Source organism: Enterococcus sp. C57 (genome assembly GCF_040887305.1).
Taxonomy (GTDB): Bacteria; Bacillota; Bacilli; order Lactobacillales; family Enterococcaceae; genus Enterococcus_B; species Enterococcus_B hirae.
Genome location: NZ_JBFOFP010000002.1, coordinates 31,249 through 47,648 on the forward strand (window position 1 = coordinate 31,249; position 16,400 = coordinate 47,648).

A 16,400-nucleotide genomic window follows, 5' to 3' on the forward strand; every position below is an offset into this window, starting at 1 on the left:
TTAAGCTATCACCAATAGTATTCAGAAAGATTTTTTAATAGGAAAAATTTATATTTCTTATGTGTTATTTATTAAAGGGTTTTTCCTTTTGTTTTTTTAAAATAAAAGTTAGAATAAAGAAAATGAATAGAGGAGTGTTTTTATGAGCAAACGAGTGATTATTTTGAATTTCCCTGTAGAGAGTCAAGCTTACCAAGCATTTTCTGAAATCAAACGATTACACGCTTCTCGTGCCATCAAGGGTGAACAAATGGCAGTGATTAGTCATGATCCTAATGGAACGCATCAATTCAAAATAGAGGATTTTTTGGATTTTACTGGAAACAATAAATCTTCAAAAGGTGGTTTAATCGGGATGTTAGTCGGTGTCTTGGGAGGCCCACTAGGGATTCTTTTAGGCTGGTTTGCTGGCGGGATGATCGGTGCTACGCAGGATGCCAAGGAAATCCAAGATGCTCAGACAGTTTTTGATTTTGTGGGCAATAAAATTGGCGAAGGAGCAACCGGTTTGATTTTGATTGCTGAAGAAGAAGATAATCGTCCTTTGAACCAATTAGTCATGATGGATTTAGGTGGCGAAATTACTCGCTTAGATTATGAAGAGGTCGAAGAAGACGTCCACGCTGCCAAAGAAGTCGAAAAACAAACACAAGAAACGGCACGGAAATCGTGGAAAGACAAACATCCTCAATAAAGAGACGAACAGAATAAAGAAAGAGAAACGCGTGAAAAAGGCGTTTTTCTTTTTTTAGTACCAATAAAAATGCAATTATTTAGGAAGCAATACGGACTTTCGGTTGATTATCCGACACATTTCCCATAAAATTAATAGTGAGTTTAAAGAAAGTCAGGTAGATTATGGAATTACAATTTTTAGGAACTGGTGCAGGGGTACCTGCCAAACATCGAAACGTTACCAGTATTGCATTAAAACTTTTGGATGAAAGAAATGAAGTCTGGTTATTTGACTGTGGTGAAGGAACGCAAATGCAAATCTTACGTACCAACATTCGTCCAAGAAAGATTGAAAAGATATTTATTACTCACTTACATGGTGACCATATCTTTGGGTTGCCAGGCTTGTTAAGCAGTCGTTCATTCCAAGGGGGAGATACGCCCCTGGAAATCTACGGACCAAAAGGAATCGAAACATTTGTCAAAACTTCGTTAGCTGTTTCGCAAACACGTTTAGGCTATCCGTTGAAATTCATCGAGTTAGTTGAAGATCAGCCGATTTTTCAAGATCAGCATTTTTCTGTCTATACTAAAAAATTAGATCATGGAATTGCCAGCTATGGCTTTCGGGTTGTGGAACATGACCATAAAGGAGAGCTTCAAGTTGAAAAATTACAAGAACTGAATATTCCGGCTGGACCAATATATGGAAAGTTGAAAAAAGGAGAATCTGTTCAATTACCTGATGGAAGGGTTGTGGACGGGAAGCAGTTTGTGGGACCAGACAAAAAAGGGCGGATCGTTACGATTTTAGGTGATACGAGGAAGACAGCAAATTCAATCGTATTGGCCCAAGACTGTGATGTTTTGGTTCATGAAAGTACGTTTAACAAAAATGAAGCCAAGTTGGCAAAGAACTACTTCCATTCGACGACTTATCAAGCGGCTGAAGTAGCTAAAGAAGCAGCAGCGAAAAGTTTGTTATTAACCCATATTAGTGCGCGCTATTTAGGAAAAGCTGCGCAAGAACTAGAAGAAGAGGCACGTGAGGTCTTTGCAAATACAAGGATCATGAAAGATTTTGATACTGTCGATATTCCATTTCGTGAGGAGGAAAAGAATGAATTTAGAAAATAAAGTTGTCTTAGTTACCGGTAGTTCTGGTGGATTGGGCGCTCAAATCTGTTATGAAGCTGCAAAAAAAGGTGCTATCGTCATTGCTTGTGCTCGACGAAGCCAATTGATTGATGAGGTTAAAGCAGAATGTCAGAGATTAAGCGGAAAGGAAGCCTATGCTTTTCCAGTAGATGTGAGTGATCCTGACAGCGTCGATCGGCTCTATGAACAAGTGATGCAAACAGTCGGGCGTGTAGATGTGTTAGTCAATAATGCCGGCTTTGGCATTTTTGAAGATTTTTTAACTTTCGATTTAGGAAAAGCTTACGATATGTTTGAAGTAAATGTACTAGGAATGATGGTCTTAACCCAAAAATTTGCGATTGATATGGCTGAAAGAAGGCAAGGACATATCATCAATATCGCTTCAATGGCTGGGAAAATGGCGACGGCGAAATCAACGATCTATTCAGCAACAAAATTTGCTGTCTTAGGCTTTTCTAATGCCTTACGATTAGAATTAAGACCACTTGGAGTGGCAGTCACTACGGTGAATCCAGGACCGGTTGCTACTGAATTTTTTGATAAAGCTGATCCTACCGGCAGTTATTTAGAAAAAGTTAGTCAACTTGTTTTAGAACCGGAGAAACTAGCAAAAACAATTGTACGAACAATGGAACATCCAAAGCGTGAAGTGAATCGTCCTGTCCTTCTTGAAATAGCGGCTAAATTTTACACTCTCTTTCCGACTATTGGCGACTACCTCGCAAGTGGGATTTTTAATAAAAAGTAGGTGAAAGAGTATGAAAAAACAAAGTAGTGTGATTATTGGATTTTTGCTTGTCTTGATTATTGTCGTATTTGCTGTATTAAACAACAGAAATGTTCCTGTTAACTTTGGGATCGCTTCATTTTCTGCACCGTTGATTTTAGTTATCATTGGTTCGGCGATTATTGGTGCATTGATTGTTTTTGTTACTGCATCAACCACTCTATGGCAACAGAAAAAACAAATCAAACAATTAAAGCAGGAACTATCAGATTATCAAGAAAATCTTGATAAAAAAATTGCTGAAGCAAAGGAAGAGCAACAACGAACATTCCGAAATGAACGAGCAGAATTAGAAGCTGCTTATCAGGCAGAATTACAAGCAACGAAAAAACAACTACAACAAGCGCAGTCGACAACATCTGATACGCAGAAAATTTCAGCAAAGCAAAGCTATAATTATTTTGACTAAAGTTTCATGAACGAGATCAAAATAAAAGATGGCAGGAACCATTGTTACATTTGGCTGAGAGGTAAAAGGCTGAGTTTCGGGTTTGTCAAATGGTCTTCAAAAAGTGAGTAACGACTTTTTGAAGACCATTTTAATGTGTTTGTGGCTATCTTTCTTCTTTTTTTTAAACTTTTCGTTTGCTATAATAACTAGGTTAGGGGTGAGCAAGTGAGACAAGCAAATTATGATTGGCAATTAAGTGAATCAGAACCGACTGAAATGTTTCTTCAAAGTATAAAGCAAGAGAATCTATCGCCTTTTATTGGCAAATTACTTTGGCAACGAGGCTATCGTGATGTAGAGAAAGTAAAAGAATTTTTGAATCCCAAACATCAAGAATTGCATGATCCTTACTTAATGCATGACATGGATAAAGCCATCAGTCGAATCCAAGAAGCGGTGATCAATGGTGAAAAAATAGTCGTTTATGGTGACTACGATGCAGATGGGATTACAAGTACGACAGTGATGAAAGAAACATTGGAGCTACTCGGCGCCAATGTCGAAACATTTTTACCCAATCGTTTTATCCATGGCTATGGACCAAACAAAGCCGTTTATCAAGAAAAAATCGATGCAGGTGCGCAATTGATCATTACAGTGGACAATGGTGTGGCTGGTCACGATGCCGTAGCTTATGCGCAACAAGCAGGTGTGGATGTAATCATCACAGATCACCATGAAATGCCCAGTGAATTACCTGAAGCCTACGCTATCGTGCATCCACGACATCCACAAGGGAATTATCCGTTCCCTGATCTAGCAGGTGTCGGAGTAGCTTTTAAAGTGGCAACAGCATTATTAGAAGAACCTCCTGCTGAATTTTTAGATCTAGTGGCGATTGGAACGATTGCAGACTTGGTATCAATGACAGGCGAAAATCGCACACTTGTTGCTTTAGGGTTAGATACGATCAAAGAAACCGAACGGATCGGTTTACAAGCTTTATTTAATGAAAGTGGCGTCTCTATGAAAGAAGCAGATGAAACGACCATCGGCTTTTCAATTGCCCCTCGGCTCAACGCGATTGGCCGAATGGGTGATCCTAATCCAGCTGTCGAGATGCTAGCTACCTTTGATGAGGAAGCGGCACTCACGTATGCCAAAAAACTCAACACGATCAATGAAGAAAGAAAAGCAGTCGTTGAAAAAATTACCCAAGAAGCATTGGAAATGATTGATGAAACGAATCAGATCCACCTTCTTGCCCATCCTGGGTGGCATGAGGGAGTGTTGGGGATCGTAGCTGGTAAGCTGATGAATGCCACTGGTAAACCGACGATCGTCTTAACGATCAAAGAAGATGGTACAGCGAAAGGATCTGGCCGAAGTGTCGAAGCCCTGAATCTATATGAAATGTTAGATGCGATGCGTGACTTATTTACTTTCTTTGGAGGACACCATGCTGCTGTAGGGTTAACGATGCCTAGTGATAATCTTCAAGAATTACAAAAACGAATGAATCAGTATGTTTCCGAACAAAAAATAGATTTGACAAAAGGCGCAGCTTTACCGATCGACGAAGTCCTTACACCCAAAGATGTAACCATTGAATTGCTTAATGAATTAAAGTTACTTGCACCATATGGTACAGACAATGCGGTACCTCACTTTCTGTTTCGCCAAATCTTGGCTGAAAATGTGAAAAGAATTGGTACGAGTCAGCAACATTTGAAGTTAACATTGATGGAAGAAGCTAGTCCGTTAGATGCGGTAGCATTTGGTTTTGGCGACCAAGAAGCTGAGCTGTTAAATAATCCAGTGGATATCGTTGGGAAATTAGCTATCAATGAATGGAACGGTCGGAAAAAACCGCAATTGCTGGTATCAGACTTTGTTGTTGATGGATTTCAAATTTTTGATTGGCGTTCAAAGAGATACCGTCAGTTAACGAAGGTTGATCCACAAACATTGTATCTTGCGTTTGATCGCTCTTCTTTAAAAGAAATCTCTGGACTGGCTACAGACAATGTCCACGTGTTCGAAAGTGTGGAACATATCAAGCAGTTGATCCACGATAATTCATATCATTCCTTGTTGGTAGTTGATTGTCCAAATGATTTAGAAATATTAAAAGAAATCCTTGCCTTTGGTTCTTTCGATCGAATGTACTTATTAGGGATTTCTTATGAAGAAGCTTATTTGAATGGAGTTGGGTCAAGAGAACAATATGCCAAATTGTTCAAACTGATCCATACACAAGAAAAAATAGATATTCGCTATAAATTAGGCTCAATTGCTCAATATCTAAAAATACCACAAAAATTATTAATTTTTATGATTCAGGTGTTTTTTGAATTGAAATTTGTTACAATAGAAGATGGCGTTTTGCAAAAGATCGCTAATCCCAAAAGTCATCCGTTGACTGATAGCGTGCGTTATCAGCAACGAATAAAAAAAATCAAAGTAGAGGAATTCTTATTGTTAAGTGATATTCCCTCTATTAAAAAAAGGTTAACAACCTAGGAGGAGACAAATAGTGGATTTAAAAAAATATATTGCAAGTATTCCTGATTATCCAGCAAAAGGAATTATTTTTCGTGACATCTCGCCCCTTATGGCTGATGGAGATGCCTACAGAGAAGCAACGAAACAGATCGTAGATTATGCGAAAGAAAAAAGAATCGATATGGTTGTAGGACCAGAAGCGCGAGGATTCATCGTTGGCTGTCCTGTAGCTTACGAATTAGGAGTTGGATTTGCACCTGTACGTAAAAAAGGGAAGTTGCCTCGTGAAACGATCGAAGTAACTTACGGACTGGAATACGGTACAGATACATTGACACTCCATAAAGACGCGATCCAACCTGGACAAAGAGTCTTGATTTGTGATGACTTATTGGCTACAGGGGGAACGATCAAAGCAACGATCGAATTAGTAGAAAAATTGGGCGGTGTCGTTGTTGGTTGTGCTTTCTTGATCGAACTAATGGACTTAGATGGTCGTGAAAAAATCGAAGGATATGATATGATCACCTTGATGGAATATTAAACGATTTTTTGCTTAATAAACATTAAAAATAAATGTAAAAAGAAGTGGGACATTAATCAGATTTTTTCTGACTAATTGTCCCACTCTCTTTTTTGTCAAGCAATCCCAAGTACGCTTGCTCACTATTTTTAGTTTGTGCAGGTGTATTTGTAAAAGTAGTCAATTGTTTTTTGATGGGGGGAACAATCGACTACTTTTTTGTGCATGAGCCGTTTTCTGACTCTTACATATGTGTTTTTTTTATTTCGTTATTCAGGATTCTTTATGGGTCAAGATCAAGAGTGTCTCGATCGATAATAGGAGTCTGGATAAAAAGTGTCATCATGAATCCGACGCCGTTCAGACTGACGGTATTTCTTTTCATCCCACAACATAAACCATAAAGCAAACAACGGAACAAAGATCAACAATGCTGTACGCATACCAAAATTACCAATAATAATGCCTAAAAATAATACCATTAATACTAAGCCAAGACGTCTCATTGATTTCATGATTTCTCACCTCATTATTTTATGCGAACAAAAGTTCGTATAATTAGTATACGAACTTTTGTTCGTTTTGTAAAGAGGGAAGAACAAAAAAGATCGAAATCTATGTGTGTAATACTCAGAATTTTTTTAAACCAGCACAGGTCATTTGCTTATTCACCGTATTCAAAGCAGTTAGCGGTATTTGATCTAAATCATGCCACAGATCATGGTAGGTAAATGACGATTGTAGTTGTACCAAATGAAAAAAATCGAAATGGAAATACGACAAAGATCGACAAAAAAGTAGGAAATCGGTGCATTTTATTTAAGGAGTGAGGAAAGCACAAGAGAAAAAAATCAGGCCGTTTATGGACACTTAATCATCGTTTATCCATCTTAATGCCCATTAAAGAACCCGAGACACTTTGCCCCGGGTTTTTCAGTCTTTATTGATAGATATAGCAGTTACTGCAAATAAATGAGTATGCGAGTAAGACCTTCACTTAAGTCTAGTCAAAAAAATCGTCTTTAATAGATATGACTGCGGTAGAGCCCAACGACTCGACCTAAAATAGAGACTTGATCTAAAATGATCGGTTCAAGAAGATCGTTTTCCGGTTGTAAACGAAAATGATTTTTTTCTTTATAGAATCGTTTACAAGTCGCTTCATCTTCTGCGGTCATTGCAATCACGATATCCCCGTTTTGGGCAGTTTCTTGTTTACGGACAATTACATTATCTCCGTCTAAAATTCCTGCATTGATCATACTTTCTCCGCGGATCGTCAACATGAACAAGCTTCCATCTTCAGAAGAAAGGTTAGGAGGGATCGGAAAGAAATCGGACGCATCTTCAACTGCTAAAATCGGTTCACCTGCAGTGACCACACCAAGCACTGGAATCGTGGAAGGTTTTACCCCTATTTTGGCTAATCCTTGTTTTGTTAATTCGATTGCACGTGGTTTCGTAGGGTCACGTTGAATAAATCCTTTTTTTTCCAATCGTGCAAGATGACCGTGAACTGTGGAGGTAGAAGAAAGCTGAACCGCTTCTCCAATCTCCCGAACAGTTGGTGGGTAGCCTTTTTGGGAAACTTGCTCGTGGATATATCGTAAGACTTCGATTTGTCTGGTTTCGGTTTGTCGGGCCACAGAGTACACCTTCTTTCAATTAATAATTAAATAGTACCACATAAAACTACTTCTTTCAAACAAATGTTCGTATTTAAAATATTTTATACTAGTTGTTTTTTTCGTGATTTTTATATAATATGAAGTAGAGTAAAAAGGAGGACTTGCTATGTTATCACCGGAAAAAATTACCCGCATCAACGAACTGGCCCAAAAAAAGAAAACAGAAGGCTTAACAGCTGACGAAGAAAAAGAACAATTGGCGTTAAGAGAAGAGTATCTGTCTGCTTTTCGTTCTGGGATGCGACACCATATCGAAGGGATGAAAATCGTTGATCCAGAAGGTAACGATGTCACTCCAGAAAAATTGAAAGAAATCCAACGTGAAAAAGGCTTACATCGTCGAGGAAATAAGTTTCAGTAATAATTACTAAAAAACATTGCTTTTTCTAGACGTATCTAATAAAATTAGTAAGTAAGAAATAAAGGTAAAAAAAACCTAAATTAATAGGAGGGGTTATTTTGTTCGACAAAATCGACCAACTTGGCGTTAACACGATCCGTACATTAAGTATTGAAGCAGTTCAAAAGGCAAATTCTGGACACCCAGGGTTACCAATGGGGGCAGCCCCAATGGCATATGCACTCTGGACGAAACATTTGAAAGTGAACCCAACGACTTCAAAAAATTGGGTTGACCGTGACCGTTTTGTCTTATCCGCAGGACATGGTTCGGCAATGTTATACAGCTTACTACATTTATCAGGTTATCAAGTCACAATCGATGACTTAAAACAATTCCGTCAATGGGATTCAAAAACACCTGGACATCCAGAGGTCAATCATACTGACGGAGTAGAAGCAACAACTGGACCGTTAGGACAAGGAATCGCTATGGCTGTAGGTATGGCAATGGCAGAAGCTCACTTGGCAGCAACATATAACAGAGAAAACTTCAAAGTGGTAGATCACTATACTTATTCTCTTTGTGGCGACGGCGACTTGATGGAAGGCGTTTCGCAAGAAGCAAGTTCAATGGCTGCTCACATGAAATTAGGTAAATTGATCGTATTGTATGATTCAAATGATATTTCATTAGATGGTCCTACTTCAAAAGCTTTCACTGAAAATGTAGGAGCTCGTTATGAAGCTTATGGCTGGCAACATATTTTGGTTAAAGATGGAAATGATTTAGAAGCCATCAATCAAGCGATCGAAGAAGCAAAAGCTGAAACTGAAAAACCAACATTGATCGAAGTCAAAACAGTGATCGGCTACGGAGCTCCTAAAGAAGGAACTTCTGCTGTCCATGGGGCACCAATTGGCGATGATGGAATTAAAATGGCTAAAGGAGTGTATGGTTGGGAGTATCCTGATTTCACAGTTCCAGAAGAAGTAGCTGAAAGATTCCACCAAACAATGGTTGAAGAAGGGCAAAAAGCTGAAAATGAATGGAAAGAAATGTTTGAAAACTATAAACATGCTTATCCAGAATTAGCTCAACAATTTGAAGATGCGTTTGCTGGAAAACTTCCAGCTGACTGGGATGCTGAATTACCTTCTTATGAAGTAGGCGAAAGTCAAGCTAGCCGGGTTTCAAGCAAAGAAGTGATTCAAGAGTTATCAAAAGCAATCCCAAGTTTCTGGGGCGGATCAGCGGACTTATCAGGTTCGAATAATACGATGGTCACTGCGGACAAAGACTTTACTCCAGAACATTATGAAGGTCGTAATATTTGGTTTGGCGTTCGTGAGTTTGCGATGGCAGCTGCGATGAACGGTATCCAGCTTCATGGCGGAACTCGTATCTATGGCGGCACATTCTTTGTTTTCGTTGATTACTTACGTCCAGCAGTCCGTTTAGCAGCTATTCAAAATACACCGGTCATCTACGTGTTGACACATGATTCAGTGGCGGTTGGTGAAGATGGACCAACACATGAGCCAATCGAACAATTAGCGTCTGTAAGATGTATGCCAGGTGTTCACGTGATTCGTCCAGCCGATGGGAATGAAACACGCGCTGCTTGGAAAGTAGCAATGGAATCGACTGATACACCAACGATCTTGGTTTTAAGTCGTCAAAATCTTCCAGTTCTGCCATCAACGAAAGAAGTGGCAGACGAAATGGTGAAAAAAGGAGCTTATGTACTATCACCAGCTCAAGGGGAAACACCAGAAGGTATCTTGATCGCGACTGGTTCTGAAGTGGATCTAGCAGTCAAAGCACAAAAAGAATTGGCAGCAGCTGGAAAAGATGTTTCAGTCGTTTCAATGCCAAGTTTCGATTTATTTGAAAAACAATCTGCAGAATACAAAGAAAGCGTCTTACCAAAAGCCGTAACAAAACGAGTAGCTATTGAAGCAGCAGCTTCATTTGGTTGGGAACGCTATGTTGGGACAGAAGGAACAACTATCACGATCGATCATTTTGGTGCTTCTGCTCCAGGAAATAAAATTCTTGAAGAATTTGGTTTCACTGTGGAAAATGTTGTAGCAACTTTCAACCAATTATAAAATGAGTTAAAGAAGTTTTACGACAAACGTTTAAGAACATCTGAAAAAGGAAACTATTTTCAGATGTTCTTTTTTTGTAGTAGAAAATTAGAATAATGATTCGTGTTTAATATTACTTAATATTTCTTTAACATTACGTTCGTGTTACAAAAAGAAAAATAGTAAAGATTGATTTGAGTTTCCCATAAATTAAAAGTATAATTTAATTAATTAAGATTGTTTAAAGATGGAAACTTTATCAAGAGTTTTTTATTTTTTTGAGGAGGAATTCGAATGCAAGAGCTGAAAACCCGCAGTGCCCGACACCAAAAGAATAAAAGAACCATGGTGATCAATAAAAAAGCGATTGCTCCTTTGATGGGGACAACTCTTTTAGTGGGGCCAATGATGGTTACAGCAGCACCGCAAAATGTACGAGCAGATGAGCAGGTCACACAAACGACTGCAGATCCACAAGCTTTCATCAATCAAATCGGTTGGGCAGCTTCTGAAGTGGCTGCAAACAATGATTTATATGCATCGGTCATGATTGCCCAAGCTTTATTAGAAAGTGCTTATGGCACATCTAGCCTGGCAAGTGCGCCAAACTATAATTTATTCGGAGTTAAAGGAAGTTATAGTGGTCAAGTCGTTTATATGGCTACAAAGGAATATCTTAATGGACAATGGGTCACGATGAATGAACCTTTCCGTAAATATTCTTCTTATTGGGAATCTCTGCAAGATCATGCCAACGTTTTGCGTTCAACTAGTTTTTCAACTGGAGACTATCATTATGCTGGTGTCTGGAAAAGTAATACCACGAGTTTTTATGATGCGACAGCATATCTAACTGGTCGTTATGCAACAGATCCGGGTTACGGAGCAAAATTGAACTCATTGATTAATACGTATAATTTAACCCGATTTGATACGCCTTCTTCTGGTACCACAACGACGACAAGTACTACCACAACGACTACTACGTCAACTACCTCTTCAACAAGTGGTAGCCAGACCTATAAAGTGGTTTCAGGTGATACTTTGTGGGATATCGCACAGAAATTTGGTTTGTCAGTTGATGACTTAATGGCTAAAAATGGGATGACGATGTCTAACTATTCCTTATTAGTCGGACAAGAAATAAACGTTTAGTTAAATTAAGAGATAAAAACGGGAAAGGCTCTTCGCAGCTTTCCTGTTTTTTTACGTTGAAAAGGCGAATTATTCGCCAGAAGTTTCTTAGTTGTATTATCATTGAATAGAAGAAAATATTAAGGAGGAACTTAAAATGACACAAATTTATCATTCGATTACAGAATTGATTGGTCAGACACCGATCGTTAAGCTTAATCATTTGGTTCCAGAAGATTCAGCGGAAGTTTATGTGAAATTGGAATTTTTTAATCCTGGTGGTAGCGTAAAAGACCGGATTGCATTAAGTATGATTGAAAAAGCAGAACGGGATGGCCTTCTTAAGCCAGGAGACACAATCATCGAACCGACTTCAGGAAATACAGGGATCGGATTAGCCATGGTTGGGGTAGCTAAAGGGTATAAAGTGATCATCGTGATGCCAGAAACGATGAGTATCGAACGACGCTTATTGATGAAAGGTTATGGTGCTGAATTACTGCTCACGCCAGGTAAGGATGGAATCAGTGGCTCAATCAAAGAAGCGAAACGTTTAGCAGCGGAAAATGACTACTTCTTGCCGCTTCAGTTTGAAAATCCAGCCAATCCTTCTATCCATGAGAAAACAACTGGACATGAGATTCAAGAGGCGTTTGGTGTGAATGGGTTAGATGCTTTTGTAGCAGGGATTGGCACTGGAGGAACGATTTCTGGTGCTGGTAAAGAGTTGAAGCGAGTCTATCCAGCAATTGAAATCATTGGAGTTGAACCAGCCGAATCAGCGATTTTAGAAGGGAAAGAAGCAGGACCACATAAAATTCAAGGAATTGGGACAGGGTTTGTGCCAGATACTTTGGATACGAGCGTCTATGATCGGGTAGTTTCTGTAACAGGGGATCAAGCGTTAGCCACTGCTAGAGAAGTTGGAAAAAAAGAAGGAATCTTAGTAGGCATTTCATCAGGCGCAGCGATTGCTGCTGCTTTGGCAGAAGCGAAAGTGTTAGGTAAAGGGAAAAAAGTCTTAGCGGTTGTCCCAGATAACGGAGAACGCTATTTGTCAACAGCGCTTTATCAAGAAATGTAAAGAATTCTTACCACAACATTTAGACGTAATTAAGGAGATTTTTTCCTTAATTGCGTCTTTTTTCGCAATATTATGATTAATTTGAAATTTCTTTTCATGAAAAGTAGATTTTAAAAAGTAAAAATAGTATGATAGGACGAGAATAACAACGCGGGGTGTTAAAAATGGAGAATAAACTATTAGTTGAAGAAACAATCGAAAAATTGAAAAAGGAAAATATACGGATCACACCTCAGAGGTATGCAGTTTTAGAGTATCTGATTGAACATCATTCACATCCAACTGCTGACGAAATTTATCGTGCTCTGGAAGATCGTTTTCCGAATATGAGTGTGGCAACAGTTTATAACAATTTAAGATTGTTTACTTCAATTGGCTTTGTACAAGAGATGAAATTTGGGGATTCATCTAGTCGATTCGATTTTAGTTCAAAACGTCACTATCATGTGATATGCGAAAATTGTGGAAAGATCGTCGATTTTCATTATCCTGATTTAGCGGACATCGAAATGGCAGCTGGTCGATTGACGAACTTTGAGATCAATGAGCATCGTTTGGAATTATATGGTCGCTGTCCTGAGTGTCAAAAAGAACAAGCGATTTAGTTTGCTGAAAGTATTGATAAAAATATGAAAAAATAAAAAATTAGTCAGTTTGATAAACAAATCACTGACTTTTTTTTATTTTTTTCTCTTTCTTTCACAAAGGTTATAGTGTATGTTTTTGTTTTCACAAGTAAAGCGTGGAGTAATCAGCAATTGCGCAGGAGAATGAACAGAAAACAACAAGGTTGAATTTGTGAATTCACAAGCATTAAACTGTTGTATCCGTTTTATTTTTGCTATATTTAAACTTGTCGAAGGACAAATCGTTAATCGGAGGGATTCACATATGAAAGTTGTAGTAATTGGCTGCACGCATGCGGGTACAGCAGCTGTTAAAAGTATCTTAAAAAATCACCCAGAAGCGGATGTTACTGTGTACGAGCGAAATGATAATATTTCCTTTTTATCATGTGGGATCGCATTATACGTGGGTGGTGTAGTAAAAGACCCAGCCGGTTTATTCTATTCTAATCCTGAAGAACTACATTCTTTAGGTGCAACTGTAAAAATGGAACATGATGTAACTGACGTGGATACTGAAAAGAAAACTGTGACAGCCAAAGATCTAAAAACTGGTGAAGTTGAAACAGTTTCTTATGATAAATTGGTAATGACTACTGGCTCTTGGCCAATCATACCGCCAATCAAAGGAATTGAATCAAAAAATATTTTGTTATGTAAAAACTATAACCAAGCAAATGAAATTATTGCACAAGCAGAAGATGCAAAACGGGTGGTCATCGTAGGTGGTGGTTATATCGGTATCGAATTAGTCGAAGCTTTTGTTGAATCTGGTAAACAAGTTACATTGATTGATGGTTTAGATCGTATTTTAAATAAATATCTTGATAAACCATTCACAGATGTATTAGAAAAAGAACTTGTCGACCGTGGGGTTACACTAGCATTAGGTGAAAATGTATCTGAATTTATTGCGGATGAAGAGGGAAAAGTGAAACAAGTAGCAACTGCTAAAGAAACTTTTGACGCGGACATGGTCATCTTATGTGTTGGTTTTAGACCAAATACGACATTAGTTGATGGAAAAGTTGATACGTTACCTAATGGAGCCATCAAAGTTAATGAATACATGCAAACAAGTGATCCAGATATCTTTGCTGCAGGGGATTCTGCTGTAGTAAGTTATAACCCAAGTGGTACCCAAAATTATATTCCTTTGGCAACTAACGCAGTTCGTCAAGGATTGTTAGTAGGAAATAACTTGACTGAACATAAAATGGCGTATCGTGGAACGCAAGGAACGTCTGGACTTTACCTATTTGGTTGGACGATTGGTTCAACAGGGGTGACAAAAGAGAGCGCACCTATGAATAATTTAGAAGTCCAAGCAACGGTCTTTGAAGACAATTATCGTCCAGAATTCATGCCGACAAATGAAAAAGTGATGATGGAATTGGTTTATGAAAAAGGGACAAACCGCATTGTCGGTGCCCAATTCATGTCGAAATATGATATCACTCAATCAGCAAATACGATGTCACTGGCTGTTCAAAATAAAATGACCGTTGAAGATCTAGCGCTATCTGATTTCTTCTTCCAACCTCATTTTGACCGTCCATGGAACTACTTGAACCTATTGGCACAAGCTGCATTGGGCGAAATCGAAACTGCGCAATAAGCAATCAGCGAATGGTTGAACATTGTTTATTTGCTTTATAGCTATCAACGAGTCTAAGACGAATTTTCGTCTTGGACTCTTTTTTTTACATAAAGGTATCAACGGGTATTATCGAAACAAAAGAATCTTTTTTTCTAAAGATAAGAAAAAGAGATTCTTTTGTTTCTTTTTTATATGATAAAATTCAACTATTCTAATCAGGAGTGATGTTATGAACTTGTTTGAACGATCTTATATGTTGTTGGCACTAGCTTATGGGTTGGCTGATGCAGGAGATTTTAAAGCAGTCGGTGAAGAAGGAAAAAAAAATTATCAATTGTTATTCTCAACTTTTATTAAAATGCTTGAAAATGATGAACAGGAAGCATTGATTGACCGAGAGAAAAAACCAGCAATCATTGATTCCTTGAAAAGAACGATTAAATTTTATGAAATGAAAAATCCCAAAGAGTTACAGCAAATGATGGAAAACATGAAAAAAGATGATCCAACAGATTTTATAATTTTTCCAGCATATATCACTAAAAAAATTCAGGATCATGTATTTGGATTAATCCTTTATAGAAAAGAAGGACATTATTTAGTAGCGATGATTGATAAATTGGAAGATACGAACAGTGATCGTCCATCAGGTGTATTCACAACGATTCTTCCAGAAAAATTAAGTACTTTAAGTAAAATCATTTTCCAGACAAAATTTGAACATCACAAAGATAGTCGTTGCAATACAGCAAAAGTTATTCAGCAATTAGGCGAAGAAAAAATAGACCCTACATACCTCAACCTTAGTATGAGGGGATATAATGGAATGGCAAATTGTACGGTTAAAGAACTTTTTGGGACTTTTAGAGTCGTTCTCTACAACAGTCAGAAATCTATTTTTCAAGAGACAATAGCTACTGGGTTAAAAAAACTACCAGTAGAATTAAAAAGTAGAACAATTAAGCCAAAGGTAGGAAATACCAGAGATAATCGTAAGATGTTACTTGAAGCTTTTATAAAAGAAGCGAGATTTAATAAAAAACAAGTCAGTGCGTTGACTCATCTATATAACGTTTATTTAGAGCTTAAAGAACAACGAGAAAAAAGAATTGCTGAAAACCCCTATTATTTTTTGGAATACTCTCAGGGAGAATTTACAGCAAGTTTTACCAATAGTATAATCAACGACTCAAGTTCGCCGCTTACTTTCAAAAAAAGTCAATCGTTTGATAATTTTAAGGTGTTCACCTCGTCAAAAAGGCAATTACCAAACTTGGGGGAGATTTTAAAAGGAATACTTGATGAAGAAAATATCCGTAAGAATCTTCATCATTTAACAAGAAATGCTAGTATAAATGCTAGTGTGAAAAATGAATTACATACAAGAAAACAACTGACATCAGATGATAAAAATCTGAGCGTCAGCAATAACAAAAAAAACGATTGTATTGATTATTACAGTAAAATGGATGTCAAATCCAAGTGAAAGTATATAGATAGTCAAGTCTATCAATTGAATGAAATAATTTGAAAAATTACTGTTTTCTATATTTAAAAAATAGCGTCTTTTTAAGATGCCTAGGTTTGTAAGGGGATAAGTGAGGAAGTAGTTTGAAAAAATTTAGGTCTAAATAAGCACATAGATAACAAAGTAGACAAAATTTAATATTATTTTGAGATAAAGTATTCTTTTAATTCTTAGACATAAAAGCTATAAGTTGTCTTTCAATTCGTTTTCTGACAAAATAAATATAGGATGATGAAAATCATGTCAAACGATAACGAAGGAGCAA

General features: G+C 37.7%; 15 protein-coding genes. 13 read left to right on the forward strand and 2 right to left on the reverse strand.

Annotated elements, in window-relative coordinates; genetic code table 11:
• The first annotated feature begins 142 nt into the window (after positions 1–142).
• From AB5M32_RS02075 to AB5M32_RS02100, 6 genes are all read left to right on the forward strand, one after another.
• Positions 143–694 carry a hypothetical protein gene (locus AB5M32_RS02075; protein WP_010737501.1) on the forward strand — a complete coding sequence of 184 codons (552 nt, stop codon included), beginning with the start codon at positions 143–145 and terminating at the stop codon, positions 692–694.
• A 164-nt stretch (positions 695–858) separates the two neighbouring features.
• A complete protein-coding gene (rnz, locus tag AB5M32_RS02080; RefSeq protein ID WP_010719265.1) occupies positions 859–1,812 on the forward strand; it encodes a ribonuclease Z in 954 nt (317 codons plus the stop codon).
• Entirely contained in the window at positions 1,796–2,584 is a 789-nt protein-coding gene (locus AB5M32_RS02085; protein ID WP_010737503.1) for an SDR family oxidoreductase, read from the forward strand. Before rnz ends, AB5M32_RS02085 begins: the two co-directional genes overlap by 17 nt.
• 10 nt (positions 2,585–2,594) lie before the next feature.
• Entirely contained in the window at positions 2,595–3,032 is a 438-nt protein-coding gene (locus AB5M32_RS02090; RefSeq protein ID WP_034697790.1) for a lipopolysaccharide assembly LapA domain-containing protein, read from the forward strand.
• 207 nt (positions 3,033–3,239) lie between these two features.
• Entirely contained in the window at positions 3,240–5,537 is a 2,298-nt protein-coding gene (gene recJ / locus AB5M32_RS02095; RefSeq protein WP_094940435.1) for a single-stranded-DNA-specific exonuclease RecJ, read from the forward strand.
• A gap of 13 nt (positions 5,538–5,550) precedes the next feature.
• Positions 5,551–6,063: an adenine phosphoribosyltransferase gene (locus AB5M32_RS02100; RefSeq protein ID WP_010719261.1), complete on the forward strand. Its 513-nt coding sequence runs from the start codon at positions 5,551–5,553 to the stop codon at positions 6,061–6,063.
• 275 nt (positions 6,064–6,338) lie between these two features.
• Here the strand turns inward: AB5M32_RS02100 and AB5M32_RS02105 are convergent, their stop codons facing one another.
• Both AB5M32_RS02105 and lexA read right to left on the reverse strand, forming a co-directional pair.
• Positions 6,339–6,557: a hypothetical protein gene (locus tag AB5M32_RS02105; RefSeq protein ID WP_010719260.1), complete on the reverse strand. Its 219-nt coding sequence runs from the start codon at positions 6,555–6,557 to the stop codon at positions 6,339–6,341.
• 507 nt (positions 6,558–7,064) lie between these two features.
• Positions 7,065–7,688, reverse strand: a complete 624-nt coding sequence (gene lexA, locus AB5M32_RS02110; RefSeq protein ID WP_010719259.1) for a transcriptional repressor LexA — start codon at positions 7,686–7,688, stop codon at positions 7,065–7,067.
• Positions 7,689–7,836: 148 nt separating this feature from the next.
• Between lexA and AB5M32_RS02115 the strand changes: the two genes are divergently transcribed.
• The 7 genes from AB5M32_RS02115 to AB5M32_RS02145 all read left to right on the forward strand — a co-directional run bounded on the left by AB5M32_RS02115 (position 7,837) and on the right by AB5M32_RS02145 (position 16,093).
• Positions 7,837–8,091 carry a DUF896 family protein gene (locus AB5M32_RS02115; protein WP_010719258.1) on the forward strand — a complete coding sequence of 85 codons (255 nt, stop codon included), beginning with the start codon at positions 7,837–7,839 and terminating at the stop codon, positions 8,089–8,091.
• A gap of 98 nt (positions 8,092–8,189) precedes the next feature.
• Positions 8,190–10,184 carry a transketolase gene (gene tkt, locus AB5M32_RS02120; protein WP_010737506.1) on the forward strand — a complete coding sequence of 665 codons (1,995 nt, stop codon included), beginning with the start codon at positions 8,190–8,192 and terminating at the stop codon, positions 10,182–10,184.
• A 273-nt stretch (positions 10,185–10,457) separates the two neighbouring features.
• Complete coding sequence (locus tag AB5M32_RS02125; RefSeq protein WP_034697803.1) at positions 10,458–11,318, forward strand: glucosaminidase domain-containing protein; 861 nt, start codon at positions 10,458–10,460, stop codon at positions 11,316–11,318.
• A gap of 136 nt (positions 11,319–11,454) precedes the next feature.
• Entirely contained in the window at positions 11,455–12,381 is a 927-nt protein-coding gene (gene cysK, locus AB5M32_RS02130; RefSeq protein WP_010719255.1) for a cysteine synthase A, read from the forward strand.
• A 164-nt stretch (positions 12,382–12,545) separates the two neighbouring features.
• Entirely contained in the window at positions 12,546–12,986 is a 441-nt protein-coding gene (locus AB5M32_RS02135) for a Fur family transcriptional regulator (RefSeq protein WP_010719254.1), read from the forward strand.
• A gap of 286 nt (positions 12,987–13,272) precedes the next feature.
• Positions 13,273–14,625 (forward strand): NADH oxidase, encoded by a 1,353-nt coding sequence (locus tag AB5M32_RS02140; RefSeq protein ID WP_010737508.1) that lies wholly within the window; start codon positions 13,273–13,275, stop codon positions 14,623–14,625.
• A gap of 211 nt (positions 14,626–14,836) precedes the next feature.
• Positions 14,837–16,093 (forward strand): hypothetical protein, encoded by a 1,257-nt coding sequence (locus AB5M32_RS02145; protein ID WP_053766071.1) that lies wholly within the window; start codon positions 14,837–14,839, stop codon positions 16,091–16,093.
• Positions 16,094–16,400 lie beyond the last annotated feature (307 nt).

Bases quoted from the DNA above. Each gene is read 5' to 3' on its own strand.
- AB5M32_RS02075 (WP_010737501.1), top strand. From the start codon at position 143: ATGAGCAAACGAGTGATTATTTTGAATTTCCCTGTAGAGAGTCAAGCT.
- rnz (WP_010719265.1), top strand. From the start codon at position 859: ATGGAATTACAATTTTTAGGAACTGGTGCAGGGGTACCTGCCAAACAT.
- AB5M32_RS02085 (WP_010737503.1), top strand. From the start codon at position 1,796: ATGAATTTAGAAAATAAAGTTGTCTTAGTTACCGGTAGTTCTGGTGGA.
- AB5M32_RS02090 (WP_034697790.1), top strand. From the start codon at position 2,595: ATGAAAAAACAAAGTAGTGTGATTATTGGATTTTTGCTTGTCTTGATT.
- AB5M32_RS02105 (WP_010719260.1), bottom strand. From the start codon at position 6,557: ATGAAATCAATGAGACGTCTTGGCTTAGTATTAATGGTATTATTTTTA.
- AB5M32_RS02115 (WP_010719258.1), top strand. From the start codon at position 7,837: ATGTTATCACCGGAAAAAATTACCCGCATCAACGAACTGGCCCAAAAA.
- AB5M32_RS02125 (WP_034697803.1), top strand. From the start codon at position 10,458: ATGCAAGAGCTGAAAACCCGCAGTGCCCGACACCAAAAGAATAAAAGA.
- cysK (WP_010719255.1), top strand. From the start codon at position 11,455: ATGACACAAATTTATCATTCGATTACAGAATTGATTGGTCAGACACCG.
- AB5M32_RS02135 (WP_010719254.1), top strand. From the start codon at position 12,546: ATGGAGAATAAACTATTAGTTGAAGAAACAATCGAAAAATTGAAAAAG.
- AB5M32_RS02140 (WP_010737508.1), top strand. From the start codon at position 13,273: ATGAAAGTTGTAGTAATTGGCTGCACGCATGCGGGTACAGCAGCTGTT.
- AB5M32_RS02145 (WP_053766071.1), top strand. From the start codon at position 14,837: ATGAACTTGTTTGAACGATCTTATATGTTGTTGGCACTAGCTTATGGG.